The organism is Streptomyces sp. CB00316 (assembly GCF_001905595.1).
Taxonomy (GTDB): domain Bacteria; phylum Actinomycetota; class Actinomycetes; order Streptomycetales; family Streptomycetaceae; genus Streptomyces.
In genome coordinates, this window is sequence record NZ_LIXI01000006.1 from 56,689 (window position 1) to 80,394 (window position 23,706).

Genomic DNA, 23,706 nt, shown 5'->3' on the forward strand with positions numbered 1-23,706 from the left:
GGCGGCTCCCTCACGCTGACGGTCGCGGCGTTCAGCCCGTGGGTCGCTGTCCTCGCCGGGTCAGCCAGAGCACTCCGGCCGCCCCGGTCAGGAGCACGGTTCCGCCGAGGGTGCCGAGCGCCGCCGCCGAGTCGAGCGGGCCGGTCTTCGGCAGTTCGCCGCCGCCGGAGGTACTGCCTCCGGTGCCGGTCGAGCCGCCTGCCGTGGAGCCCCCCGATCCCCCTGATCCCCCGGCGCCCTGGACGTCGAGTCGCAGGGAGGGGCCCGGGCTGTTCTTCGGCGTACAGGTCGTGGTCGTACCGAGCGCCTTGATGGTGAGCACCCCGGCGGTGAAGGTGACCTTGCCGCTCTTCTTCGGGGTGTACGTCCCCGACAAGTCACTGATCTTGATGGGGGTGTTGGCCGGAATCGCCTCGGCGTTCGCCGGTCCCGAGACCTGGACCCTCCCCGTCTCCGCACCGCCGACCTCGATCGCGGCGCTCGGGTCCATGGCCCCCCTGCCCAGCTCGACCGGGCTGGAGGAGACGCCCTTCCGGAAGGACATGGTGAGCTTGTAGCCGCTGCCGCTCTTGACGCTCTTGATGTCTATGGGCGAGACGGCCCCCTTGGGCCCGATGGGCGTCTCGCACTGGTAATTGACGTCCACGACCTCTGCGTGGGCGGCGGGCGCGGCCATCAGGGCCACCGAGCCCGCCATCGCGACCGTGAGCGCGGCCGTCAGAGCGAGAGCTGTCCGCTTCTGGTTCGACACCTCGTGTTCCCCTCATGCCGGACGTCGCCGCGCGCCACGATCCGTACGGGCGCTCGTTGCTGACGACACATCAGATTGGGCGCTCAAGGTACGCCCGGGGCCTGATGGAGGGAAGACAAAGAGCGCGCCGGATCGGCGCGCTCCTCGATGTGCGGGATGCCTCTGCTGCTACGCGGGGGCGGCGAGCTCCGCCCAGACGGTCTTGCCCGGCGTCTCCGGCGTACGCTGCACGCCCCAGTCAAGGCAGAGGCGCTGCACAATGAACATGCCGTGCCCGCCGGGGCGGCCGGCGCGGTGCGGCGTACGGGGGGCGGGCTGGCCGGCCCCCCGGTCGACGACCTCGACTCGCAGCGCCTCGGGCGTACGGCCGATCCGGAGCTCTTCGGGACCCTCGGCATGCAGGCAGGCATTGGTCACGAGCTCGGAGACGACCAGCAGGACGTCCTCGGCCGCCGCCCGGCGGTCCGCGCTGGACGCCGGGAGCCATCCCCAGTCGTGCAGGGCCTGCCGGGCGAAATCACGGGCCATGGGGACGATGCCACTGGCCTGCCCGAGTGAGAGCGTGCGCCACTGCCGCTCGGCCGGAACGGGCGAGGCTGCGCCCGCTCCTTCCGGCTCGCGGCCGAGGTCGCCCGGCGGATGCTGCCGGGTGGTGCTCATCAGCGCTTCACCTCACCGATTCGCCATGTCGCGTTTGAACAGAAATGATCAGTTGTCGACTGTGCCGGATCTTTGCGGGATGCCGACGGGGGTCTCCTGCCCGGCCGAACCCTTACGACACCCACTTCGGGCTGTCGATCGCTCAACACGGCCGCCATCCGGGACGACGCGCGAAGCGCACCGTACCGGATCTAGGTCCGTAGAGCGTCTTCGAGCGTGGCGTGGACGGTGAAGACCGCCTCCGCGCCGGTGATCTCGAAGACTCTCGCCACGACCGGTTGCATTCCGGCCAGATGAACCGCCCCTCCGGCCGCCTCCGCCTTGAGGCGGGCACCGAGCAGCACGTTCAGCCCGGTGGAGTCGCAGAAGTCCAGGCGTGAGCAGTCGACCACGAGGCGTGACCGCCCTTGCTCGACCGCGCTCTCCAGCGGCTCCCGCAGCAGATCGGCGGTGTGGTGATCGAGCTCACCCACCGGAGTCACGACCTCGCTGCGCCCCTCGGTCCGGGCCTCGACCTGAAGCCGACCCCGGTTCGCACTGCCGACCGTCCCGCGGTCCATGCCCATGTACCTCTTCGCCGTCCGTCACCGTGCGCGTCAATGCCTGTGCGGCTGAATGCAGAGCTGCCGCCGACGTGCCTAAAACAGTACGCGTTTCGTGGGCCACGCGGTAGTCGGAGACCTCAACAAACCGGACATATACGGTCAATTGGCGCTTGTAACTGCTGGCAGGAACCGGGTAAGGGTAGAGGGACACCTCAAACACGACCGGCTTTGGAGGCGCCGCTTCACCGCAGGAACACGTATGGGCATCGGCAGCCATATGCCGAGAACGATGGAGGAGACCCATGTCACCCCGGCTCGACGAAGCGCGTACCCCCAACGCGCCGTCGGCATGTCCTCAGGGACCGACCAATTCCGACTCCCCCGCCGCGACCGCCGTTCCCGGCCCGCGCACCAGCTCCACCACCAGCATCATCAGCACCACCCCTGACTCTTCCGGCGAGGGGCTCGATGGCTTCACGGGGCTCTTCACGGGGCTCGAAGGACTGCCCGAGATCCCGCCCTACGCCGAAGTGGGGGCTCTGGACGCCAGGGCCCTGTCGAAGACGCTCTTCGAGCGCCTCGAATCCCTCGAAGAGGGCACGCACGAGTACGCGTACGTCCGCAACACCCTCGTCGAGCTCAACCTCGCGCTCGTCAAGTTCGCCGCCTCCCGGTTCCGCTCGCGCAGCGAGCCGATGGAGGACATCGTCCAGGTCGGCACCATCGGCCTGATCAAGGCGATCGACCGCTTCGAGCTGAGCCGCGGTGTCGAGTTCCCGACGTTCGCGATGCCGACCATCGTCGGCGAGATCAAGAGGTTCTTCCGCGACACCAGCTGGTCCGTGCGCGTCCCGCGCCGGCTCCAGGAGCTCCGGCTCGACCTGGCCAAGGCGACGGACGAGCTCTCCCAGCAGCTGGACCGCGCGCCCACCGTGGCGGAGCTGTCCGAGCGCCTCGGCATCACGCCGGACGAGGTCGTCGAGGGCATGTCCGCGAGCAACGCGTACACCGCGAGCTCACTGGACGCCAAGCCCGAGGAGGACGACAGCGAGGGCGCCCTCGCCGACCGCCTCGGCTACGAGGACCACGGGCTCGAAGGCATCGAGTACGTCGAGTCCCTGAAGCCGCTGATCGCCGCGCTGCCCGCGCGGGACCGGATGATCCTCTCGCTCCGCTTCGTCAGCAATATGACGCAGTCGGAGATCGGGGAGGAGCTGGGCATCTCGCAGATGCACGTGTCCCGGCTGCTCTCGCGCACGCTGGTCAAGCTCCGCAAGGGGCTGACCCTGGAGGAGTAGCCGAACCCGGTCCGCCGCCCTTCGCGGGGCCGCGCGGGCCGGTGCCGAGCATGCGGAAGGACCCGGCCCGGATACGGGAGCGGGTCCTTCCGCATGCCGGACACCCAGCGACTACTCCACCCGCTCCCCGCCCCGCCACACCGCGCTGACCAGCGGGACGCCCGGGCGGTAGGCGAGGTGGACGTGGCTCGGGGCGTCCAGGAGGACCAGGTCGGCGCGGGCGCCCGGGGTGATGCGGCCGATGTCCGTGCGGCGCAGGGCCGCGGCGCCGCCCGCGGTGGCGGACCAGAGGGCCTCGTCGGGCGTCATCCCCATGTCGCGCACGGCCAGGGCGATGCAGAACGGCATGGACGAGGTGAACGACGAGCCGGGGTTGCAGTCCGTGGAGAGCGCGACCGTGGCTCCGGCGTCCAGCAGGCGGCGGGCGTCGGGCCAGGTGGCGCGGGTGGAGAACTCGGCGCCGGGGAGCAGCGTGGCGACCGTGTCGCCCTGGCCGAGCGCGTCCACGTCCGCGTCGGTGAGGTGGGTGCAGTGGTCGGCGGAGGCGGCGTCGAGCTCCACGGCGAGCTGGACGCCGGGGCCGTACGTCAGCTGGTTGGCGTGGATGCGGGGATGCAGGCCCTTGGCGCGGCCCGCCGTGAGGATGGCGCGGGCCTGGTCGCCGTCGAAGGCGCCGCGTTCGCAGAAGACGTCGATCCAGCGGGCGTGCGGGGCGCAGGCCTCCAGCATGGGGCCGGTGACCAGGTCGACGTAGCCGGCCGGGTCGTCGGTGTAGTCCGGGGAGACGACGTGGGCGCCGAGGTAGGTGACCTCGGCGGTGTGGCGGGAGGCGATGCGCAGGGCGCGGGCCTCGTCCTCGACGGTGAGGCCGTAGCCGGACTTGGTCTCCAGGGTGGTGGTGCCCTGGCGCAGGGCCTCGGCGAGGTAGCGGGCGACGTTGTCGGAGAGCTGCTCGTCGGAGGCCTGGCGGGTGGCGGCGACCGTGGTGCGGATGCCGCCGGCGGTGTAGGGCTGCCCGGACATCCGGGCGTTGAACTCCTGGGTGCGGTCGCCCGCGAAGACCAGGTGCGAGTGGGAGTCGACGAAGCCCGGAATCATGGCCCGGCCCGCCGCGTCGAGGACGTTGTCAGTGGCGGGTGCTTTGCTTGATTCACCGGTCCAGACGATGCGGTCGCCCTCGATGACGACGGCCGCGTCCTGGATCAGGCCCAGGGGGGTCCCGTTGCCGAGGGAGGGGTCATTGGTGACCAGGCTGGCGATGTGGGTGACGGCGGTGGTCGTCATCTGGAGAGTGTTCTCCTTGCGTTCCGGGAGGTCCGCGGTCGGTGGGGTGGGGTGGCCGTCGGTCAGCCGTGCAGGGCTGCCACAGCGGCCGCCAGCGCTCCGGGCACGTCCTCGATCAGCGCGTGACGGCCGTCGCGGACGATGTGACGGCCCGCCACGACCGTGTGCCGCACATCAGCGGCGGAGGCGGCGAATACGGCGGTCTCCGCTGCCAGTCGGGGCGCCGGTCCCGCCGTTCTGACGGAGTCCAGGGCGATCGTCGTCAGGTCGGCGCGGGCGCCCGGTTCCAGGACGCCCGCGTCGGGGCGGCCGAGTGCGGCGTGCCCGTCGGCGGAGGCGGCCCTCAGCAGAGCGGCGGCCGTCCAGTGTCCCCGGATGTGGGTGCGCAGCCGCTCGTCGAGCTCCATCGCGCGCGCCTCTTCGAAGAGGTCGATGACGGCGTGGCTGTCGCTGCCCAGCGAGAGCGGCGAGCCCGCCTTCTGGAGTGCGGCGGCGGGGCCGATGCCGTCGGCGAGGTCGCGCTCCGTCGTGGGGCACATGCAGGTGCCGGTGGTGGAGGAGCCGAGCAGCGCTATGTCCTCCTCCGTCAGATGCGTGTTGTGGATGCCGGTGGTGCGCGGGCCGAGGACCCCGTGGTCGGCCAGGAGCCGGGTGGGGGTGCGGCCGTGGGCGGCCCGGCAGGCGTCGTTCTCCGCCGGCTGCTCGGAGAGGTGGACATGGAGGGGGGCGTTCCGCTCCTCGGCCCACTGCGCGACGGTCGCCAGCTGGTCGGCCGGGACCGCGCGGACGGAGTGGATGGCCGCGCCGATCAGGGTGTGGTCGTCGCCCTTGAGGAGGGAGGCGCGTTCGGCCCAGGCCTCGGCGGTGGTGTCGGAGAAGCGCAGTTGGTGCCGGTTGGGCTTCTCGCCGAAGCCGGCGGCGAGGTAGGCGGTGTCCAGCAGGGTGATCCGGATGCCGGCCTCGGCCGCCGCCGCGATCAGCGCCTCGCCCATGGCGTTGGGGTTGGCGTAGGGAATGCCGCCGGGCGCGTGGTGCAGATAGTGGAATTCGCCGACGGAGGTGATGCCGGCCAGAGCCATTTCCGCGTACGTGGCGCGGGCCAGGTCGAAGTAGGTGTCCGGGGTGAGCCGGGACGCCACCTGGTACATCAGCTCGCGCCAGGTCCAGAAGGTGCCGGACCCCACCTGGACCGTGGCGCGCAGGGCCCGGTGGAAGGCATGGGAGTGGGCGTTGGCCAGGCCGGGGAGGGTCAGGCCGCGCAGCGCCGTGGCGCCGGGCGGGGGCGTCTCGACCCCGGTCCTGACCCCGGCGATGCGGCCGCCGGCCACCTCCACGGTGACGTCGGGCTCGACATGGGTCCCGAGCCAGGCGTGGTCCATCCAGTACGTCGCGGTGACGGGCCCGCCCGCCGCCCGGGTTGTCAGCTGCACGCGAGACCTTCCAGTACGTCGGCGAGTGCCCGCACCCCGGCCGTGCAGTCGTCCTCTGCGGCGTGCTCGGCCGGAGAGTGCGAGATGCCGGTGGGGTTCCGTACGAAGAGCATGGCGGTGGGCACCGAGGCGGACAAAATACCCGCATCGTGGCCCGCGCCGGTGCCGAGGACGGGGACGGGGCGCCCCGTGTCGCCGCTCCCCTCCAGGATCTTGGCCAGCTCGTCCCTCAGCGCGTGCTCGAACTCGACCACGGGCGTGAAGGACTCCCGTACGACGTCGAGGTCGATCCCCACCCGCTCGGCGTACTCCCGGGCGGCCCGCTCGATCCCGGTGACGACGGCGTCCAGGGTGGCCTGGTCGGCGGCGCGGGAGTCGAGCCAGCCACGGACGAGGGAGGGGATGGCGTTGACCCCGTTGGGCTCGACCGCGATCTTGCCGAAGGTGGCGAGGGCGCCGGTGAGTTCGGCCTCGCGACGGGCGGCGAGCACGGTCTCGGCGTACGTGAGCATCGGGTCGCGGCGGTCGGCCAGGCGGGTGGTGCCCGCGTGGTTGGCCTCGCCCCGGAAGTCGAACCGCCAGCGGCCGTGCGGCCAGATGGCGGAGGCGATGCCGACGGGGTCGCCGGTCAGGTCGAGGTCGCGGCCCTGCTCGACGTGGAGTTCGACGAACGCGCCGATCCGGGCGAGCCGTTCGGGGTCGGGGCCGATGGTCTCGGGGTCGTATCCGGCGCTCTCCATGGCGGCGGGCAGGGCGATCCCGTCCGCGTCCCGGAGGCGGTGGGCGTCGGCGACGGTGAGCTGTCCGGCGGCGAGCCGGGACCCGACACAGGCGAGACCGAAGCGGGCGCCCTCCTCGTCACCGAAGTTGGTGATGGCCAGGGGGCGCGTGAACACCACGCCCCGGGAGCGGAGTTCGTCGAGCGCGGCGAAGGAGGAGACCACACCCAGCGGCCCGTCGAAGGCGCCGCCGTCCGGTACGGAGTCCAGGTGCGAGCCGGTGACGACGGCGTCGCCGGCCAGGGGGTCGCCGAGCCAGGCCCACTGGTTGCCGTTGCGGTCCCTCTCGTAGGTGAGGCCGCGCGCCTCGGCCTGCGTACGGAACCAGGCCCGGCAGTCGAGGTCCGCCGCCGACCAGGCGTAACGCCGGTAGCCGCCGCTGTCGGGGTGGCGGCCGACGGGGGCCAGCTCGCGCCACATGGAGAGGAAGGAGTCACCCGTACGCCACATGGCGCCCGACGTGCTCTCCGTCGTGCCGGACGGCATCAGTTGCCCTCCGCCATCGGGACGCGTACGCCCTTGTCCGTGGCGACGGACTCCGCGATGTCGTATCCGGCGTCGACGTGGCGGATGACGCCCATGCCGGGGTCGTTCGTCAGGACGCGGCGGATCTTCTCGCCCGCGAGCTTCGTGCCGTCGGCGACGGTGACCTGGCCCGCGTGGATGGAGCGGCCCATGCCGACACCGCCGCCGTGGTGGAGGGAGACCCAGGAGGCACCGGAGGCGACGTTGACCATGGCGTTCAGAAGCGGCCAGTCGGCGATGGCGTCGGAGCCGTCCAGCATGGCCTCGGTCTCGCGGTACGGGGAGGCGACCGAGCCGCAGTCCAGGTGGTCGCGGCCGATGGCCAGCGGGGCGGCCAGTTCGCCGCTCGCGACCATGTCGTTGAAGCGCTCGCCGGCCTTGTCGCGCTCGCCGTAGCCGAGCCAGCAGATGCGGGCGGGCAGGCCCTGGAAGTGGACACGTTCGCCGGCCATCTTGATCCAGCGGTGCAGCGACTCGTTCTCCGGGAAGAGCTCCAGCATCGCCTTGTCGGTCTTGTGGATGTCGGACGCCTCGCCGGAGAGGGCGGCCCAGCGGAAGGGGCCCTTGCCCTCGCAGAAGAGGGGCCGGATGTAGGCGGGGACGAAGCCGGGGAAGTCGAAGGCGCGGTGGTACCCGGCGAGCTGGGCCTCGCCGCGGATGGAGTTGCCGTAGTCGAAGACCTCGGCCCCGGCGTCCATGAAGCCGACCATGGCCTCGACGTGGCGGGCCATCGACTCGCGGGCGCGCTGGGTGAAGTCGGCGGGCTTCTCGGCGGCGAGGGTGGACATGTCGTCGAAGTCGACGCCGATCGGGAGGTAGGCCAGCGGGTCGTGGGCGCTGGTCTGGTCGGTGACGATGTCGACCGGCGCACCTTCGGCGAGCATCCGGGGCAGCAGCTCCGCAGCGTTGCCGAGGAGGCCGATGGAGAGCGGGCGGCGGGCGTCACGGGCCTCGACGGCGAGCTGGAGGGCGTGCTCCAGGTTGTCCGCCTTGACGTCCAGGAAGCGGTGTTCGATGCGGCGCTCGATGGCGCGCGGGTCGCAGTCGACACAGATCGCGACGCCGTCGTTCATGGTGACGGCGAGCGGCTGGGCGCCGCCCATGCCGCCGAGCCCGGCCGTCAGCGTGATCGTCCCGGCCAGGGTACCGCCGAACTTCTTCGCGGCGACGGCGGCGAAGGTCTCGTAGGTGCCCTGGAGGATGCCCTGGGTGCCGATGTAGATCCAGGACCCGGCGGTCATCTGGCCGTACATGGTGAGGCCGAGCGCCTCCAGGCGGCGGAACTCCTCCCAGTTGGCCCAGTCGCCGACCAGGTTGGAGTTGGCGATCAGGACGCGCGGCGCCCACTCGTGGGTCTGCATGACGCCGACCGGCCGCCCGGACTGGACGAGCATCGTCTCGTCCTGCTTGAGCGTCCGCAGGGTCCGGACCATCGCGTCGAACGAGCGCCAGTCGCGGGCCGCCTTGCCCGTGCCGCCGTAGACGACGAGCTTGTCGGGGTGCTCGGCGACCTCGGGGTCCAGGTTGTTCTGGAGCATGCGCAGGGCGGCTTCCTGCTGCCATCCCAGGGTGCTGAGGGCGCTGCCGCGCGGCGCTCGTACGGGGCGGGGTCCTGACATGGCGGTGTCTCCTCGCGACGGTGAACATCTATTCACATCCTGAGGCGCTGAATACTCGTAGTCAACAGGTGCGGTTCGCGCCACGTCCGGGAAAGCGTCTCCCGACCCGTCGCAGGCCCGTCCCGGAGGCACCGATGAGCACGCCCGGCACACCCGCACCCGCAGCTCCCGAGGCGTCGCCACCCCTCAAACGGGTGCTCGGCCCCAAGCTGCTGATCCTCTTCGTCATCGGCGACATCCTCGGCACCGGCATCTACGCCACCACCGGGGACGTGGCGGGCAAGGTGGGCGGCGCGCTCTGGCTGCCGTTCGCGATCGGGTTCGTCGTGGCACTCCTGACGGCGGCCTCGTACGTGGAGCTCGTCGGTAAGTACCCGAAGGCCGCCGGGGCCGCGCTCTACACCCAGAAGGCGTTCAGGATCCCCTTCCTGACCTTCATCATCGCCTTCATGGTCATGTGCTCGGGGCTCTCCTCGGCGAGCGCGGCGGCCCGGGCGTTCGGCGGCGACTACCTGGGGGAATTCACCGACGCCGTGCCGCCGACCCTTATCGCGGTCCTGTTCATCCTCGCGCTGGCCGCGATCAACCTGCGCGGGGTCTCCGAGTCGGTGAAGGCGAACGTCGTCCTGACCCTGGTGGAGGTCAGCGGGCTCGCGGTGATCCTGGCGATCGGCGCGTACGCGGTGTTCAGCGGCGACGGGGAGCCCTCCCGGCTGACCCAGATCGAGTCCGGCGGGACCGGATACGCCCTGCTCACCGGCGTGCTCGGCGCCACCGCGCTCGGCTTCTTCGCCTTCGTCGGTTTCGAGGACTCGGTCAACATGGCCGAGGAGACCAAGGACCCCACCCGCAACTTCCCCCGTGCCATCTTCATCGGCGTGGCCGTCACCGGCACCATCTACATCCTGGTCGCGCTGGTCTCCTCGCTCCTGGTCGACTCCCGCACCCTGGCCGACTCCAGCGGCCCGCTGCTGGAAGTGGTGAAGGCGGGCGGCGTCGCTTTTCCGCCGAAACTGTTCGCACTGATCGCTCTCTTCGCGGTCACCAACTCGGCGTTGATCAACCTCATGATGGCCTCGCGGCTCTGCTACGGCATGGCCAACGAACGCATCCTCCCGCCCCAGATGGGCAAGGTGCTGGCGGGCCGGCGCACCCCCTGGGTCGGCATCGTCTTCGTCTCCGTCCTGGCGATCGGCCTGGTCTCCACCGGCGAGATCGAAGGGCTCGGCGACACCACCTCGTTCCTGCTGCTCTGCGTCTTCGGCGTGGTCAACATCGCCGTACTGGTCCTGCGCAAGGACCGGGTGGAGCACCGCCACTTCCGCACACCGACCGCGCTGCCGGTGCTCGGTGCGATCACCTCGCTGATCCTGGCGAGCCCGCTCGCCGACCGGGGCACCGACGTCTATGTACGCGCGGGGGTCCTGCTGTTGATCGGCATCGGGCTGTGGGCGGTGAACAAGGCGGTGATGACGGCCCGCGAGAAGTCCGACACCACGAGGGACTGACGCGACGTCACCTCGTCCTGGCCAATGCTTTCCAGCCGCTCCTTTACACCCTGGGACGCATGTACCAAAGGAAAATGCCAGAACCTCCACCTGCCGTGAGTACGTTGCGTAGCCTCAGGGTCACAGCCGTACGCCGCGTCGGGAGGGAATCCGCGTGCCCGGAATCGACGAGTGCCTGCTCGAAGTCATGAGGCTGCCCGGCGCCCGGGGCGCCTCGGTGGTCGACTGGACGAGCGGCCTCGCGCTCGGCACCATCGGCGAGTCCCCCAACGGCGACCACGAGGCGACGGCGGCCGAAACGGCGGAGGTCGCCCGGATGACCGCCGAACAGCCCGCCTTCGCCCACCTGGCCGCAGGGGGCGGAAGCGAACGTTCCGGGGAAGCGCCGAGCACCTCCGTCGAGGACGTCATCGTCACCACACAAGACGGTTACCACATGCTCCGCTTCGTCGAGACGGCTTTCGACAGCAGCGTCTTCCTCCACCTCTGGCTGAGCCGCTCCGAGGGCAACCTCGCGATGGCCCGGTTACGTCTGGGCGAGCTGGCCGAGCGGCTGGTGCTGGCATGAGCGCGATAGCCGCCGACCCCGGCGCCCCCGGGACGGACCGACTCCCGGTCCTCTCCCCGATGCTCCAGCGCCTCGCCGCCGAACGGGCCACCGGCGCCCTGATGCGCGACCGCGGCACGCTCTACCTCGCCGACGGCCAGGTGGTGCATGCCGAGAGCCCCGCCACCCCCGGCATCGACGTCCTCCTCACCACCGGCGGCACGTTGCGGCACGAGGGCTGGTGGGACGCGGTGGCGCAGGCCGGGGCGGGGCGGCGGGTCGGCCGCTACCTCGTGGACAGCGGTCATGTGCCGGGCGGAGCGCTGGAGTTGTGCCACCTGGGCGCGCTGTACGACGCCGCGTTCTTCGCCCTCGCTCCGACCGGGACACCCGCCCGCTTCCGTTACGGGGTGTCCCACTGGATCGGCCCGGTGCGGCCGGTCCCGGTGGCCGCCGTCCAGCGCGAGACGCTGCGAAGACGGGAGCTGCTGGACCGGATCTGGCCCGACGCCGCCTGCGACAGCGCCCCGGTCGTCCGGTCGGCGGCGCACCCGGGCGGCAGCCCCGTCCCCGCCCGCCAGCGTGCCGTCCTGGAGCTGGCCGACGGTCTGCGTACGGCGTCGGACATCGCCCTGGCACTGGGCCGTTCGGCGTTTCACATCCTGGTCGACCTGCGGCGGCTCGCCGCGGCCGGCCTGGTGGAGGCGGTCCGCGCGCAGCCCTTACCCGCCGCCGCCTCGGCACACGGCCGGGTCACGCTCCCCGAGGTGACGGCCGACCCCGATATCGCCCTGCTGCGCCGGCTCCGAGACGCATTGGAGGCCCTGTGATACGCGCGCTCAGACAGCGTGCCGGGAGGAGACAGCCGATGGTTCCCGAGGCCGAGACGCGCGGTGTCCTCGACGAGCTCCAGCGGTTACGGGCCAGGGTCCCCCTCCTCGCCGGGGCGCTGGCCGCCTCCACCGACGGACTGGTCCTGGCCCACGACACCCCGGGCATCGAGGCCGAGGGCGTCGCCGCCCTCACCGCCGCCGCGCTCGGCGTCTCGATCCGGATGACGGAGGCCACCGGCCGCGGCGGCTTCCGGGAGCTCCTGGTCCGCGGCGAGAGCGGCTACATCGCCACCTACGCCGCCGGCTCCTCCGCCGTCCTGACGCTGCTGGCCGAGGACCGCATCAACGTCGGCCGGCTCCACCTGGAGGGCCGGCGCGCGGGCGCCCGCATCGGCGAACTCGTCGACACCGCCTTGGAACGCGCCGAGCGCACGCCCCCCATGCCACGCACCGTACCCTCGCGCGGCGCCCCCAACCGCACGCTCCCGCAGCGCCCCACGTGACCGCTTCCCCCCACCCGTACGCCCCAGACCACCGGGACCCACGCCATCACGCGGAACCCCACGCCACGCACACAGAAACGGACCCGGTCACCACGACCGGCCACGGAAAGGAAACGAGCCTCCATGGCGAACACCGAAGCCTCACTGAAGGAAGCGATGAGCTCGATCGAGGGCACCACGGGTGTCGCCCTCGTCGACTACACGAGCGGGATGGCCCTGGGCACGCTCGGCGGCGGCAAGGACTTCAACCTGGAGGTCGCGGCCGCGGGCAACACCGACGTGATCCGCGCCAAGCTCCGCACCATGGAGCACCTGGGGCTCAAGGAGGAGATCGAGGACATCCTCATCACGCTGGGCACCCAGTACCACCTCATCCGGCTGCTCAAGACCCGGGGTAGCAACGGCCTCTTCCTCTACCTGGTGCTGGACGCGAGCCGCGCGAACCTGGCGATGGCCCGCCACCAGCTGAAGAAGATCGAGGCCGAGCTGGAGGTCTGACCCCTCCGGAACCCCTCACCGGCGGCGACGCCGCGCCCCGCCCGGCGCGGCGTCCCCCGCCACCGGACCCGTCGTGCGGTGCCCCTGCACCCGCTTCGCGACCGGGCTGCCGCGCCCGGCCCAGTCGGTGCGCACCCAGTACAGGACGTCGTCCCGGCGCTCCCGCTGCCCGATCCGCACCGCCTTGGCCCAGAGACCGGCGCCCACTCCCGCGAGCACCAGCCCACCGGCGCCCGGCAGCGCGAACGAGGACGCCACCGCCGGCACGAACGCCCCCAGCAGCCACCACCGGTGCCCGCGCCGCCACACCCGTACGGTCACGGCCCGGTCCTGGAGGAAGTCGCCGCGCCCCGCCCGGGAGGCGCCCCGCGCCAACTCCGGGTACCGCCCGCCGCGCGCCAGGACCACGACGGCCGCGGTGACGATGAAGAGCGCCGCCCCCGTCAGCAGCCCGATCCGGCGTCCGGTCAGCCCCGGTACGAACGCTCCCGCGGCGGCGGCCACCAGCCCGGCCCACCACAGCGGCGCCGCTCCGGCCCGTACGATCACGGCCACTCTCGCCAGCGACTGTCCTCCGCGCCCCACGTTCGTACCCCTCTCGCTCCACGCCCGCCGGTCCCTGTGCCGGTCGTTCCGGTCGTTCGGTCGCGGAGATTAGCGGTCGCGGATGAGGGGTGCGTGAGAATCCGCGAAGTCGCTGGGCTCGGGCCTTCGCCGAAGAGTCCGGCCGCGGGCCCTCACTCCACGAACAGGCCCCGCGCCGCCGCCCGTACGTCGAACTCCTCCAGCCGTGCCTGGGCGTCGGGCAGTTCGTCGCACATAGCCTCCAGCAGCACCCGCCCCAGCAGCATCGGCGCGCAGACGGTGTCGAAGGAGAGCCCGGAGCCGATGGCCGCCGGGAGGAGCAGATCGCTGTGTTTGGCGACGGGCGCGAAGGCGGAGTCGGCGACGGCGACGACGGTGAGCCCCTGCTCCCCGGCGTACGCCAGCGCCTCCACACACTCCCTGGGGTGGCGCGGCAGCGCGAAGCACATCAGGGCGGTGGCTCCGGCCCGGCGGACGGAGTCGATCCGGTCCAGGAGCATGGAGCCGCCCTCGTCGAGGACGCGGACGTCGGGGTGCACCTTGGCGGCGAAGTAGCCGAAGCCTCGTGCCTGCGAGGAGGCCGCGCGCAGCCCCAGCACGGGCAGCGGCCGGGACCCGGCCAGCAGGCGGCCCGCCCGCTCCACGGGTCCGGGGTCGGCGAGGAGGTCCGAGAGGTGCTGGAGGTTCTCGATCTCGGCGCGGACGGCCTGCTGGTACTCGTTGTACGTCTCCCCGGCCTCCTCCTGCTCCGCGTCGGCGGGTGCGACCTCGCGGAGGTGGCGGCGGAGCGCCGGGTAGCCGTCGAAGCCGAGGGCGACGGCGAAGCGGGTGACGGAGGGCTGGCTGACGCCGGCGAGCTCGGCCAGCTCGACGCTGGAGAGGAACGGCGCGTCGGCCGCCCGGCGGACCATGCAGTGCGCGATGCGCCGCTGGGTGGGCGTGAGCCGGTGCCCCTCGAAGAGCTGCTGCAACCGCGCGGCGGGGCTGCTCCCACTCATGCTGTCCCCTTGCTGGATCCGTCGCGCCACGATCGGCGCCGACAGATCCATTCAGCCAGGAAGGTTCCTGCATGTCCATATGCAGCGGGTGGACGGGCGGCTTCCTCCCCGGGAAATACGGGGGCTAGCCCCCGTGTTCCGGCCCGCCACCGCTCGTAACGTAACGGGTATGGAAGCCCGTGACCACGAGATCGAGAAGGAGCTCGCCGCCACTCTCCAGGCGCGCCGCGAGCTGGGGCCGGAGTACGAGTCCGCGCTCGTCGACTCGTTCCTGGAGAAGGTCGAGCAGCGCCTCGACGCCACCCTGGACCGCCGGGTCCGGCGCCACCTCGCCGAGCAGCAGGTGACGGCCGCCCGGGACCCCCGGTCCATACGGACGCCGTCCGCGGGGGCACCGACCGGCTTCGGGGAGCGGTTCGGGTTCGGGGTCGTCTCGCTCGTCCTGGCCGTCCCGCTCTCCGCGATCGGGGTCGTCAACGCGGGCATCGAGGGGCTGGTGGTGGCCTGGCTGGGCATCGTCGGCGTGAACGCGGTCCACGCGGCGCGCAGCGGGGGCCTGTTCCGGCAGCGGGAGCGGCGCGCGGCCCCGGCCTCGGAGTGGCAGGACTGACCGGGTGAGGTCGCCGCGTAGGTGACGTAGCCGGGGACGACGGCGCGGCCGGGCCCACGGGGGGTCCGGCCGCGCGTCGAAGTACGTCGCGGGGGCCGCCGCACCCCCGGTGGCCCGGGGGGCGGGACGACGGCGGTCCCCGCGAAGGACGCGGTCCGGGTCAGGGCCGGGTGCCCGCGTCCGGGCGACGGTGGAGGTCCGGGAGCCGCTCCGTAGTCCGGTGTCGCCGTTCTGGGTGCCGGCGGGTTTCCCTGCCGACACCCACCAATGTGCCGGAGCCGTGTTAAGCGGGTGCTGCGCGGACGTGACGCGCTCGTACCGTTTTCGCGAAGCCCCGAAGCCGGTCGGTCAGACCTTCGCCGCCCCGGCGTCCTTCGCGAGGAACGCCAGCACGTCCTGCCTGCTCACGACGCCCTTCGGCTTGCCCTCGACCAGCACGATCGCCGCGTCGGCACCATCGGCACCGCTGAGCGCGGCCATCAGGTCCTCGACCGGCTCACCCGAGCCGACCTGCGGCAGCGGGGCCGACATGTGCTTCTCCAGCGGGTCGCCGAGCGAGGCGCGCTGGGTGAACAGGGCGTCCAGCAGCTGCCGCTCCACGACGGAGCCGATGACCTCGGCGGCCATCACGTCCGGGTGTCCGGCGCCCGGCTTCACAATCGGCATCTGGGAGACGCCGTACTCGCGCAGGACGTCGATCGCCTGACCGACCGTCTCGTCCGGGTGCATGTGGACGAGGGAGGGCAGCGGGCCCTCCTTGTAGTTCAGCACCGCGCTGACCTGCGGGGAGGAGCTGGTGTCCTCCAGGAAGCCGTAGTCGGCCATCCACTCGTCGTTGAAGATCTTGCTGAGGTAGCCGCGGCCGCTGTCAGGCAGCAGCACCACCACGACGTCGTCCGGGCCGAGCCGCTTGGCGACCTCCAGGGCCCCGACGACCGCCATGCCGCAGGAGCCGCCGACGAGCAGGCCCTCCTCCTTGGCGAGGCGGCGGGTCATCTGGAAGGTGTCCTTGTCGGAGACCGCGACGATCTCGTCGGTGACGCTCGCGTCGTAGGCGGAGGGCCAGAAGTCCTCGCCGACGCCCTCGACCAGGTAAGGCCGGCCGGAGCCGCCGGAGTAGACCGAGCCCTCCGGGTCGGTGCCGATGACCTTCACTGCGCCGTTGCTGACCTCCTTGAGGTAGCGCCCGGTGCCGGTGATCGTGCCGCCGGTGCCGACGCCCGCGACGAAGTGGGTGATCTTCCCCTCCGTCTGCTCCCACAGCTCGGGACCGGTGGTCTCGTAGTGCGAGCGCGGGTTGTTCGGGTTGGAGTACTGGTCCGGCTTCCAGGACCCCGGCGTCTCGGCGACCAGCCGGTCGGAGACGTTGTAGTACGAGTCCGGGTGCTCCGGGTCAACCGCGCTGGGGCATACGACGACCTCGGCCCCGTACGCGCGCAGCACGTTGATCTTGTCCGTGGACACCTTGTCCGGGCAGACGAAGATGCACTTGTAGCCCTTCTGCTGGGCGACGATCGCGAGGCCGACGCCCGTGTTGCCGCTGGTCGGCTCGATGATCGTGCCGCCGGGCTTGAGCTCGCCGCTCTGCTCGGCCGCCTCGATCATGCGCAGGGCGATGCGGTCCTTCACCGACCCGCCGGGGTTGAAGTACTCGACCTTGGCCAGGACGGTCGCCTGGATACCTGCCGTGACGTTGCGCAGCCTCACCAGCGGGGTGTTGCCGACAAGAGTGATCAGCGAATCGTGGAATTGCACCGTGTACTCCGGGATCTCCGAGATGGTCCGGCCCAGAGTATGCGTACGAGCCGGACGATGCGTACGTACAAGCTCCGTCCGGGAAAGGGAGGCCGGAAAGCGAGGTCGGACACGGAGCGTACGGGCCGGGAAACGCCCGGTGCGATTGGGCGGCGCACTGCACGGGGCAGGTAGGTACATGTAGGGCGGTACGGCGAGAAGGAGGTGGACCGGACTGTGTCGAGAGCAAGGGTGGCACGGCGGATCGCGGCGGGCGCGGCTTACGGCGGCGGCAGCATCGGACTGGTCGGTGCGGCGGCCGTCGGCGTGTTCCTGGCGGAGGTCCAGCTCGCGAAGAGGCAGGTGGGCGGCGGTACGGCTCCGGTTCCGCCGAGCGCGGACGGGCGGTACGGGGTGGCGTTCGCCGGCCCGAACGATCCGTTGCGGCTCGGGATGCTCGGGGATTCGACGGCGGCGGGCCAGGGCGTGCGGCGGGCCGGGCAGACCCCGGGGGCGCTGCTCGCCTCGGGGCTCGCGGCGGTCTCCGAGCGGCCGGTGGACCTGCGGAACGTGGCCCTTCCGGGGGCCCGGTCGGACGATCTGGAGCGGCAGGTCTCGCTGCTGCTCGCGGACCCGGCCCGCACCCCGGACGTCTGCGTGATCATGATCGGGGCGAACGACGTCACCCACCGGATGCCCGCCACCCAGTCGGTGCGCTGTCTGACGACGGCGGTGCGCAGACTGCGGACGGCGGGGGCGGAGGTGGTCGTGGGGACCTGCCCGGACCTGGGCACGATCGAGCCGGTCTACCAGCCGCTGCGGTGGCTGGCCCGGCGGGTGAGCAGGCAGTTGGCTGCGGCGCAGACGATCGGCTCGGTGGAGCAGGGCGGGCGCACGGTGTCGCTGGGCGACCTGCTGGGCCCGGAGTTCGCGGCGAACCCGCGCGAGCTGTTCGGTCCGGACAACTACCACCCCTCCGCCGAGGGGTACGCGACGGCGGCGATGGCGATGCTGCCGACGCTCTGCGCGGTGCTGGGCCTGTGGCCGGAGTCGGACCGGCTGGACGGCTCGCGCCGCGAGGACATCCTCCCGGTGGCCAAGGCGGCCTCCCAGGCGGTCCGCGAGGCCGGTACGGAGGTCACGGGTGTCCGAGCCCCCTGGGCTCTCCTCAAGCACCGCAGGCGGCGGCGTCTGCCCGTCTCCACGGAGACGGAACCCGCGGCGCCCCATCCGCACCCGGACGCGGCGCACGGGCACGCGTAGGGCTTTCCGGGCCGGGCGGACCCGGCAGACCACGGGGCTGAGCAAGCGCTTAGAAAAGAGTCGCTCATCACACGGCCTGCCGGGTGACCCGGGCCATACGCCCGGGTAGCTTCCAAGGGAGTTCCCCCGTCCACTCAGCTTTCCAGCCCTCATGGAGCCGCGTGATGCCCGAAGCCGTGATCGTCTCTGCCGCCCGTTCGCCGATCGGCCGCGCCTTCAAGGGGTCCCTCAAGGACCTGCGCGCGGACGACCTGACCGCCACGATCATCCAGACCGCGCTGGCCAAGGTCCCCGAGCTGGACCCGAAGGACATCGACGACCTGATGCTGGGCTGCGGCCTGCCCGGGGGCGAGCAGGGCAACAACCTGGGCCGCATCATCGCCGTGCAGATGGGGATGGACCACCTTCCCGGCTGTACGGTCACCCGCTACTGCTCCTCCTCGCTGCAGACCAGCCGCATGGCGCTGCACGCGATCAAGGCGGGCGAGGGCGACGTCTTCATCTCGGCGGGCGTCGAGATGGTGTCCCGCTTCACCAAGGGCAACTCCGACAGCCTCCCGGACACGCACAACCCGCTCTTCGCCGAGGCCGAGGCCCGCACCGCCGCCCGTGCCGAGGAGTCCGGCGCGGGCTGGCACGACCCGCGCGAGGACGGCATCGTCCCGGACGCGTACATCTCGATGGGGCAGACGGCGGAGAACCTGGCCCGGTCCATGGGCGTGACCCGCCAGGACATGGACGAGTTCGGCGTACGGTCGCAGAACCTCGCCGAGGAAGCCCTGAAGAACGGCTTCTGGGAGCGGGAGATCACCCCGGTCACCACCCCCGACGGCACGGTCGTCTCCAAGGACGACGGCCCGCGCGCGGGCGTCACGCTGGAGGGCGTGCAGGGACTGAAGCCGGTCTTCCGCCCCGACGGCCTGGTCACCGCGGGCAACTGCTGCCCGCTCAACGACGGCGCCGCCGCCCTGGTCATCATGTCCGACACCAAGGCGCGCGAGCTGGGACTGACCCCGCTGGCCAGGATCGTCTCCACCGGCGTCTCCGGCCTCTCCCCCGAGATCATGGGCTACGGCCCGGTCGAGGCCAGCAAGCAGGCGCTGAAGCGGGCCGGCCTGACCATCGGCGACATCGACCTCGCCGAGATGAACGAGGCGTTCGCCGCCCAGGTCATCCCCTCCTACCGGGACCTCGGCCTGCCGCTGGAGAAGCTCAACGTCAACGGCGGCGCGATCGCGGTCGGCCACCCCTTCGGCATGACGGGCGCCCGTATCACGGGCACGCTGATCAACAGCCTCCAGTTCCACGACAAGCAGTGGGGCCTGGAGACGATGTGCGTGGGCGGCGGCCAGGGCATGGCGATGGTGATCGAGCGCCTGAGCTAGGGCCTTGAGCTGAGCCTCTCCGGCCCGGGCTTGCTCACGCGCCGCAGGGCTTCCCTCACCATGAGGTGTCCGAATCCGACCGAGCCCCGACCGTGACCGAATCTCCCCCAGGATGTGATCTGCGTCCCGGGGGAGAGTCGTTTTCCCAGGTCACAGCAGTATGGGGGTAAACCTCGGACCGAAAGACCTGTCCATTTCGTGACGTAATGCACTGACAGCCGGTACGGGTACAGGCCAAGCTGATGTAGGAAGTCGGGGGTATCGATAGAAACCGGGAGTTGTCAGTGAGCGCCATGTCATTTGCCCTGTTGCTGACCACCGCCGCTGCCACGGCCGTCGGCGCCGCCGCGCTGCATGCCGCTCACGGGCTGCGCAAGCAGGTCGCGGGCCTGCGCACGGAGTTGGCCGAGGGCCGGGCCCCCGGTGCGTCGGTGCCACCGCAGAGCCGTAGTGCCGCCACTCCCCCCGAGGAGATACGCGCGGCCGTGGCCGAGGCGCTGGCCGAGGAGCGCGAGCGCGAGCTGGCCGAGGCGCGTGCCTTCTGGGCCGCCCAGGAGGCACGCGACGCGGCGGACGCCCCCTCCCTGCTGGGTGGGATGCCGGTGCTCGGCGAGGACGCCCCGTTCTACCTTCCGCGCCAGGCCGACTTCGCGGGCCTGGAGTCGCTGGACCTCGAATCGGCCGAGGCGATGGAGGAGCTGGCGGAGCTGAGCGAGCGGACGCTCGCGGAGCACGAGGCCGGTGAGTTCGCCGGTGAGTTCATGGACCTGCCGGAGATCGCGGACCACCCCGAGGACTCCCCCGAGCTGGCCGCGGCCCGCCGCCGCCACCCCTCGCACCCGGACTTCGTCCCCGTACAGACCCCGGTGGTCACCGACCACGAGCGCACCGTGAGCCGCCTGGAGGAGCTGGCCGACCTGGCCACCGAGCTCACCGATGTACGGCCGGGACCGCTGGGCACGCTCGATGTGTACGTCTTCGCCGACGGCACCACGCTCTGCATGACCCCCGGCCACCGCGAGACGGCAGAGCGGCTCGCGGACGCGCTGCGGGCCGGCCGGCAGCCGGTGCTGCTGGGCGGCTCGGGCGTCTCCGGCGCCTACGCGCTGACCTTCTCCTGCGGCGAGGACAACGTCTACATCCTGGCGGACCGCGTCATCGCCTCGTTCTGATCCCCTGCCGCGCGGGCCCTGCTACGCGAAAGCCCGCGCCGCCGCTTCCTCGACGTATCGCACGGCCTCGTCCAGCTCTCCGGGCGGGGCCGTCACCAGTGCCACGGACAGATCCCGCCCCGCGACGGCGAGTTGGTCGCCCACCGCGAACATCCCGGCGTCCGGCAGCACCCGCGGCTCCACCCCGGGGCTCTCGAAGCGCTGCGCCCGTACGGCGAGTTCGCGGGCGGCGGCCAGCGCCTCGGCGGCGGCACCGCGCTGGAGGCGGCTCTGCGGGGCCGAGCGCAGCCGGTCGGCGAATCGGTCCACGGCCAGGATCAGAGGCGTCGTATCGAGCACGCGCACGACCCTACGCGCCCCTCCCGCAGGGTGGCCAACGGCCCCGACGCTCAGGCACGGTGCCGGAAGGGACAGCAACGCGCACCGCGTCGCAGACCCCGATCACGGACACGCCCTACGGGCACGCCAGGGCGATCACCCACGAGTGCGGCCTCGGGCGGTCCGCACGCACGCTGCCGGACCGCGCAGCGGCACGAACAGGGGACGGCCCGCAGGCTTGGTGCCTGCGGGCCGTCCCGACGTACTCACCGGTGCGTCGCCGGTCAGTCGTCACCGCTGAGGATGGCGACCAGGCGCAGCATCTCGATGTAGATCCACACCAGGGTCACGGTGAGACCGAAGGCGGCCAGCCATGCCTCCTCGCGCGGCGCGCCGTACGCGATGCCGTCCTCGACCTGCTTGAAGTTGAGGGCGAGGATGCACGCGCCGATCACGATGGCCACGATGCCGAAGACGACACCGAGGGCGCCGCTGCGGAAGCCGAGGCCGTCACCGCCGCCGAAGACGGCGAACAGCAGGTTGACCATCATCAGCAGCATGAAGCCGATGGCGGCGGCCATCACGAAGCCGTAGAAACGGCGCGTGACCCGGATCAGCCCGGTGCGGTAGGCGATCAGCACACCGGCGAACACCGCCATCGTGCCGAGCACCGCCTGCATCGCGGCGCCGGGGGCGACGTAGACACTGACGATGTTGCTGACGATGCCGAGGAAGACACCCTCGAACGCCGCGTAGGTAAGGATCAGCGGCGGCGAGGGCCGGCGCTTGAACGAGTTCACCAGCGACAGCACGAAGCCGATGATCGCGGCACCGATGGCGACACCGTAGGCGCTGCCCAGGTTCGCCTGGTCGACCGGCATGACCCACCAGGCGATGGCGGCGGCCACGACGACCAGACCGAGCGTCATCGCCGTACGCGTCACCACGTCGTCGATGGTCATCGCGTCGGTGCGCGCGGGCGCCGGAGCGCCGGGCTGGGTGCCCTGCTGGGCGTAAGGGTTGGTGGCGTACGGGTTTGCGGCGGTGCCCTGCGCGAACGGGTTGGCCCCCGTCGTGGCGGCCCCGGCCTGCGGCGCCGCGCTGAAGCCCGCGTGGCCGTTGTCGCGGCTGAACCCCCGTCGCGAGAAGACCGGGTTGCTGCTCCTCATCTCACTCCTCCATGGCCACACTGCGCGGCCTTGCGACAAGAGTAATGGGTAGGCAAAAGAAGCACCCAGCGCCGGAGGAGGATCTTTGTCACCGTCGACCGCAGGTGAGGGCGCGGCCCGTGCGGGCAGGAGCCGGGGATCTGTCCGCCCGGGGGCCGCCCGGGGCTACGGGGAGAACCGTCCGGGTCACGCTCCGTACTGTGCGTGGTGCCCGGAGCCGGACTCGAACCGGCACGCCCCCGAGGGGCAGCGAGGTTTAAGCTCGCCGTGTCTACGTTCCACCATCCGGGCGTGCCGCGCGGCTCCGCGTTGGCAACTGACCCTATCCGGGGGCATCCCCCGATCAGCGGAACAGTGGCGCGATGTTGTCCTATTTTATTGACCGCTTGAGGGACCGTCAGCATATTCGCGCGGCCTCACCACGCACCAGCACCGGATCCCGGCCGACACGACCCCCTGCGGGATTGACGGAAAGTCGCCGCACCCGTACGGCCCAACGCGCCAGGTGCGCGCCATGCTTCGCCAGGGGGTGCGCCACCCTCGGGATCCGGGACGTCGGGAGCGGCTCCCGTTCCGTGTGCGGGGGCGCCTCCGCCGCCGCGGAGCGGCGGTCACCCTGCGTCACGGGACCACCCCTCGGATGAAGCATCAGGGTCGGTGTCATACCCGAGGAGGACGGCTCCACCCCTGGGATGCGACTCGAGAGGGCCACGGGAACGGGCATCGGGAGTGACGACCTGGGGCGATCGGGACGTGACGATGGAGTAGTCCCCAAGGCCCCGCCGTCAGCGCGGGCCGCGCCACCCCCGTATGCATCCGCATCACCCGAACCAGGAGCGTCCCTGTGACCACCACTCCCACCGTTCACCGCGCCACCGCGGTGGCTGCCCGCGCCACGGAGCTGTCGAAGGTCTACGGCGAGGGGGAGACGCAGGTCGTCGCCCTGGACCGGGTGACCGTGGACTTCCCGCAGGGCGAGTTCACGGCGATCATGGGCCCCTCGGGCTCCGGCAAGTCGACGCTGATGCACTGCGTGGCCGGTCTCGACAGCTTCAGCAGCGGTTCGGTGCGCATCGGTGACACCGAGCTGTCCACGCTGAAGGACAAGCAGCTCACCCAGTTGCGCCGGGACAAGATCGGCTTCATCTTCCAGGCCTTCAACCTGCTGCCGACGCTCACCGCGCTGGAGAACATCACCCTGCCGATGGACATCGCGGGCCGGAAGCCCGACGCCGCGTGGCTCCAGAAGGTCATCGACATGGTGGGGCTCTCGGACCGGCTCAAGCACCGGCCGACCGAGCTCTCCGGCGGCCAGCAGCAGCGCGTCGCCGTGGCCCGCGCCCTGGCCTCGCAGCCCGAGATCATCTTCGGTGACGAGCCGACCGGGAACCTGGACTCCCGCTCGGGCGCCGAGGTCCTGGGCTTCCTGCGCAACTCGGTGCGCGAGCTGGGCCAGACCGTGGTGATGGTGACCCACGACCCGGTCGCCGCCTCCTACGCGGACCGGGTGATCTTCCTCGCGGACGGCGCGGTCGTCGACCAGATGATGCACCCGACCGCCGACGGGGTCCTCGACCGGATGAAGGCGTTCGACGCGAAGGGCCGCACGAGCTGACCCGGGCGGGCCGCCGCACCCCGGCCCCGCCCTCCGCGCTCCACGTCCCCCTTCCGGAACCCATCCCAGGACACACA

The 23,706-nt window shown here is 71.6% G+C and carries 23 protein-coding genes and 1 tRNA gene; 11 read left to right on the plus strand and 13 right to left on the minus strand.

Going from position 1 to position 23,706, the window contains the following annotated elements:
- Positions 1-31 precede the first annotated feature (31 nt).
- The 3 genes from AMK21_RS18495 to AMK21_RS18505 all read right to left on the minus strand — a co-directional run bounded on the left by AMK21_RS18495 (position 32) and on the right by AMK21_RS18505 (position 1,971).
- The gene (locus AMK21_RS18495) at positions 32-751 is read right to left on the minus strand and encodes a peptidase (RefSeq protein WP_073879304.1); all 720 of its coding nucleotides are present in this window, start codon (positions 749-751) and stop codon (positions 32-34) included.
- A 168-nt stretch (positions 752-919) separates the two neighbouring features.
- Positions 920-1,411 carry an ATP-binding protein gene (locus AMK21_RS18500; protein WP_073879306.1) on the minus strand — a complete coding sequence of 164 codons (492 nt, stop codon included), beginning with the start codon at positions 1,409-1,411 and terminating at the stop codon, positions 920-922.
- 191 nt (positions 1,412-1,602) lie between these two features.
- Positions 1,603-1,971, minus strand: coding sequence for an STAS domain-containing protein (locus AMK21_RS18505; RefSeq protein ID WP_073879873.1), 369 nt, complete (start codon positions 1,969-1,971; stop codon positions 1,603-1,605).
- 287 nt (positions 1,972-2,258) lie between these two features.
- Here AMK21_RS18505 and AMK21_RS18510 point away from each other — a divergent pair, with 287 nt between their 5' ends.
- Complete coding sequence (locus tag AMK21_RS18510; RefSeq protein WP_073879308.1) at positions 2,259-3,254, plus strand: RNA polymerase sigma factor SigF; 996 nt, start codon at positions 2,259-2,261, stop codon at positions 3,252-3,254.
- A gap of 111 nt (positions 3,255-3,365) precedes the next feature.
- Here the strand turns inward: AMK21_RS18510 and hutI are convergent, their stop codons facing one another.
- From hutI to hutU, 4 genes are all read right to left on the minus strand, one after another.
- A complete protein-coding gene (gene hutI / locus AMK21_RS18515) occupies positions 3,366-4,538 on the minus strand; it encodes an imidazolonepropionase (protein WP_073879309.1) in 1,173 nt (390 codons plus the stop codon).
- Between the two features lie 62 nt (positions 4,539-4,600).
- Positions 4,601-5,968 (minus strand): formimidoylglutamate deiminase, encoded by a 1,368-nt coding sequence (locus AMK21_RS18520; protein ID WP_073879311.1) that lies wholly within the window; start codon positions 5,966-5,968, stop codon positions 4,601-4,603.
- Positions 5,959-7,233 (minus strand): allantoate amidohydrolase, encoded by a 1,275-nt coding sequence (locus AMK21_RS18525; RefSeq protein ID WP_079181198.1) that lies wholly within the window; start codon positions 7,231-7,233, stop codon positions 5,959-5,961. The genes AMK21_RS18520 and AMK21_RS18525 overlap by 10 nt, the downstream gene beginning before the upstream one ends.
- Positions 7,233-8,891, minus strand: coding sequence for a urocanate hydratase (gene hutU / locus AMK21_RS18530; RefSeq protein ID WP_073879313.1), 1,659 nt, complete (start codon positions 8,889-8,891; stop codon positions 7,233-7,235). Before hutU ends, AMK21_RS18525 begins: the two co-directional genes overlap by 1 nt.
- A 134-nt stretch (positions 8,892-9,025) precedes the next feature.
- Between hutU and AMK21_RS18535 the strand changes: the two genes are divergently transcribed.
- The 5 genes from AMK21_RS18535 to AMK21_RS18555 all read left to right on the plus strand — a co-directional run bounded on the left by AMK21_RS18535 (position 9,026) and on the right by AMK21_RS18555 (position 12,780).
- Positions 9,026-10,399, plus strand: a complete 1,374-nt coding sequence (locus tag AMK21_RS18535; RefSeq protein ID WP_073879315.1) for an APC family permease — start codon at positions 9,026-9,028, stop codon at positions 10,397-10,399.
- Positions 10,400-10,553: 154 nt separating this feature from the next.
- Complete coding sequence (locus AMK21_RS18540; protein WP_073879317.1) at positions 10,554-10,967, plus strand: hypothetical protein; 414 nt, start codon at positions 10,554-10,556, stop codon at positions 10,965-10,967.
- Positions 10,964-11,776 carry a hypothetical protein gene (locus AMK21_RS18545; RefSeq protein WP_073879319.1) on the plus strand — a complete coding sequence of 271 codons (813 nt, stop codon included), beginning with the start codon at positions 10,964-10,966 and terminating at the stop codon, positions 11,774-11,776. Before AMK21_RS18540 ends, AMK21_RS18545 begins: the two co-directional genes overlap by 4 nt.
- 38 nt (positions 11,777-11,814) lie before the next feature.
- A complete protein-coding gene (locus AMK21_RS18550) occupies positions 11,815-12,282 on the plus strand; it encodes a roadblock/LC7 domain-containing protein (RefSeq protein WP_073879321.1) in 468 nt (155 codons plus the stop codon).
- A 123-nt stretch (positions 12,283-12,405) separates the two neighbouring features.
- The gene (locus AMK21_RS18555) at positions 12,406-12,780 is read left to right on the plus strand and encodes a hypothetical protein (RefSeq protein WP_018492857.1); all 375 of its coding nucleotides are present in this window, start codon (positions 12,406-12,408) and stop codon (positions 12,778-12,780) included.
- A 15-nt stretch (positions 12,781-12,795) separates the two neighbouring features.
- Here AMK21_RS18555 and AMK21_RS18560 read toward each other — a convergent pair whose 3' ends face one another.
- A complete protein-coding gene (locus AMK21_RS18560) occupies positions 12,796-13,335 on the minus strand; it encodes a hypothetical protein (protein ID WP_073879323.1) in 540 nt (179 codons plus the stop codon).
- A gap of 182 nt (positions 13,336-13,517) precedes the next feature.
- Positions 13,518-14,363 carry a MurR/RpiR family transcriptional regulator gene (locus AMK21_RS18565; RefSeq protein WP_073879877.1) on the minus strand — a complete coding sequence of 282 codons (846 nt, stop codon included), beginning with the start codon at positions 14,361-14,363 and terminating at the stop codon, positions 13,518-13,520.
- 169 nt (positions 14,364-14,532) lie between these two features.
- Here AMK21_RS18565 and AMK21_RS18570 point away from each other — a divergent pair, with 169 nt between their 5' ends.
- Positions 14,533-14,973, plus strand: coding sequence for a hypothetical protein (locus AMK21_RS18570; RefSeq protein ID WP_073879325.1), 441 nt, complete (start codon positions 14,533-14,535; stop codon positions 14,971-14,973).
- Between the two features lie 348 nt (positions 14,974-15,321).
- On the opposite strand, the gene AMK21_RS18575 is transcribed toward AMK21_RS18570, so the two are convergent.
- A complete protein-coding gene (locus AMK21_RS18575; protein WP_073879327.1) occupies positions 15,322-16,728 on the minus strand; it encodes a cystathionine beta-synthase in 1,407 nt (468 codons plus the stop codon).
- Positions 16,729-16,959: 231 nt separating this feature from the next.
- Between AMK21_RS18575 and AMK21_RS18580 the strand changes: the two genes are divergently transcribed.
- From AMK21_RS18580 to AMK21_RS18590, 3 genes are all read left to right on the plus strand, one after another.
- The gene (locus tag AMK21_RS18580; protein ID WP_073879329.1) at positions 16,960-17,970 is read left to right on the plus strand and encodes an SGNH/GDSL hydrolase family protein; all 1,011 of its coding nucleotides are present in this window, start codon (positions 16,960-16,962) and stop codon (positions 17,968-17,970) included.
- Between the two features lie 164 nt (positions 17,971-18,134).
- Positions 18,135-19,355 (plus strand): acetyl-CoA C-acetyltransferase, encoded by a 1,221-nt coding sequence (locus AMK21_RS18585; RefSeq protein ID WP_073879331.1) that lies wholly within the window; start codon positions 18,135-18,137, stop codon positions 19,353-19,355.
- Positions 19,356-19,663: 308 nt separating this feature from the next.
- Complete coding sequence (locus AMK21_RS18590; RefSeq protein WP_030568697.1) at positions 19,664-20,527, plus strand: hypothetical protein; 864 nt, start codon at positions 19,664-19,666, stop codon at positions 20,525-20,527.
- Between the two features lie 21 nt (positions 20,528-20,548).
- On the opposite strand, the gene AMK21_RS18595 is transcribed toward AMK21_RS18590, so the two are convergent.
- From AMK21_RS18595 to AMK21_RS18605, 3 genes are all read right to left on the minus strand, one after another.
- Positions 20,549-20,866, minus strand: a complete 318-nt coding sequence (locus AMK21_RS18595; protein ID WP_073879879.1) for a hypothetical protein — start codon at positions 20,864-20,866, stop codon at positions 20,549-20,551.
- Between the two features lie 263 nt (positions 20,867-21,129).
- Complete coding sequence (locus tag AMK21_RS18600; protein WP_073879333.1) at positions 21,130-22,014, minus strand: Bax inhibitor-1/YccA family membrane protein; 885 nt, start codon at positions 22,012-22,014, stop codon at positions 21,130-21,132.
- Positions 22,015-22,219: 205 nt separating this feature from the next.
- A tRNA-Leu gene (locus AMK21_RS18605) sits at positions 22,220-22,305 on the minus strand.
- Positions 22,306-22,858: 553 nt separating this feature from the next.
- Between AMK21_RS18605 and AMK21_RS18610 the strand changes: the two genes are divergently transcribed.
- Positions 22,859-23,629, plus strand: coding sequence for an ABC transporter ATP-binding protein (locus AMK21_RS18610; protein WP_073879335.1), 771 nt, complete (start codon positions 22,859-22,861; stop codon positions 23,627-23,629).
- Positions 23,630-23,706: the final 77 nt, after the last annotated feature.

Coding starts and splice junctions, on each gene's coding strand:
- hutU (WP_073879313.1), bottom strand. CDS start 8,891: ATGTCAGGACCCCGCCCCGTACGAGCGCCGCGCGGCAGCGCCCTCAGC.
- AMK21_RS18545 (WP_073879319.1), top strand. CDS start 10,964: ATGAGCGCGATAGCCGCCGACCCCGGCGCCCCCGGGACGGACCGACTC.
- AMK21_RS18550 (WP_073879321.1), top strand. CDS start 11,815: ATGGTTCCCGAGGCCGAGACGCGCGGTGTCCTCGACGAGCTCCAGCGG.
- AMK21_RS18500 (WP_073879306.1), bottom strand. CDS start 1,411: ATGAGCACCACCCGGCAGCATCCGCCGGGCGACCTCGGCCGCGAGCCG.
- AMK21_RS18555 (WP_018492857.1), top strand. CDS start 12,406: ATGGCGAACACCGAAGCCTCACTGAAGGAAGCGATGAGCTCGATCGAG.
- AMK21_RS18600 (WP_073879333.1), bottom strand. CDS start 22,014: ATGAGGAGCAGCAACCCGGTCTTCTCGCGACGGGGGTTCAGCCGCGAC.
- hutI (WP_073879309.1), bottom strand. CDS start 4,538: ATGACGACCACCGCCGTCACCCACATCGCCAGCCTGGTCACCAATGAC.
- AMK21_RS18525 (WP_079181198.1), bottom strand. CDS start 7,233: ATGCCGTCCGGCACGACGGAGAGCACGTCGGGCGCCATGTGGCGTACG.
- AMK21_RS18570 (WP_073879325.1), top strand. CDS start 14,533: ATGGAAGCCCGTGACCACGAGATCGAGAAGGAGCTCGCCGCCACTCTC.
- AMK21_RS18565 (WP_073879877.1), bottom strand. CDS start 14,363: ATGAGTGGGAGCAGCCCCGCCGCGCGGTTGCAGCAGCTCTTCGAGGGG.
- AMK21_RS18510 (WP_073879308.1), top strand. CDS start 2,259: ATGTCACCCCGGCTCGACGAAGCGCGTACCCCCAACGCGCCGTCGGCA.
- AMK21_RS18505 (WP_073879873.1), bottom strand. CDS start 1,971: ATGGACCGCGGGACGGTCGGCAGTGCGAACCGGGGTCGGCTTCAGGTC.
- AMK21_RS18535 (WP_073879315.1), top strand. CDS start 9,026: ATGAGCACGCCCGGCACACCCGCACCCGCAGCTCCCGAGGCGTCGCCA.
- AMK21_RS18585 (WP_073879331.1), top strand. CDS start 18,135: ATGCCCGAAGCCGTGATCGTCTCTGCCGCCCGTTCGCCGATCGGCCGC.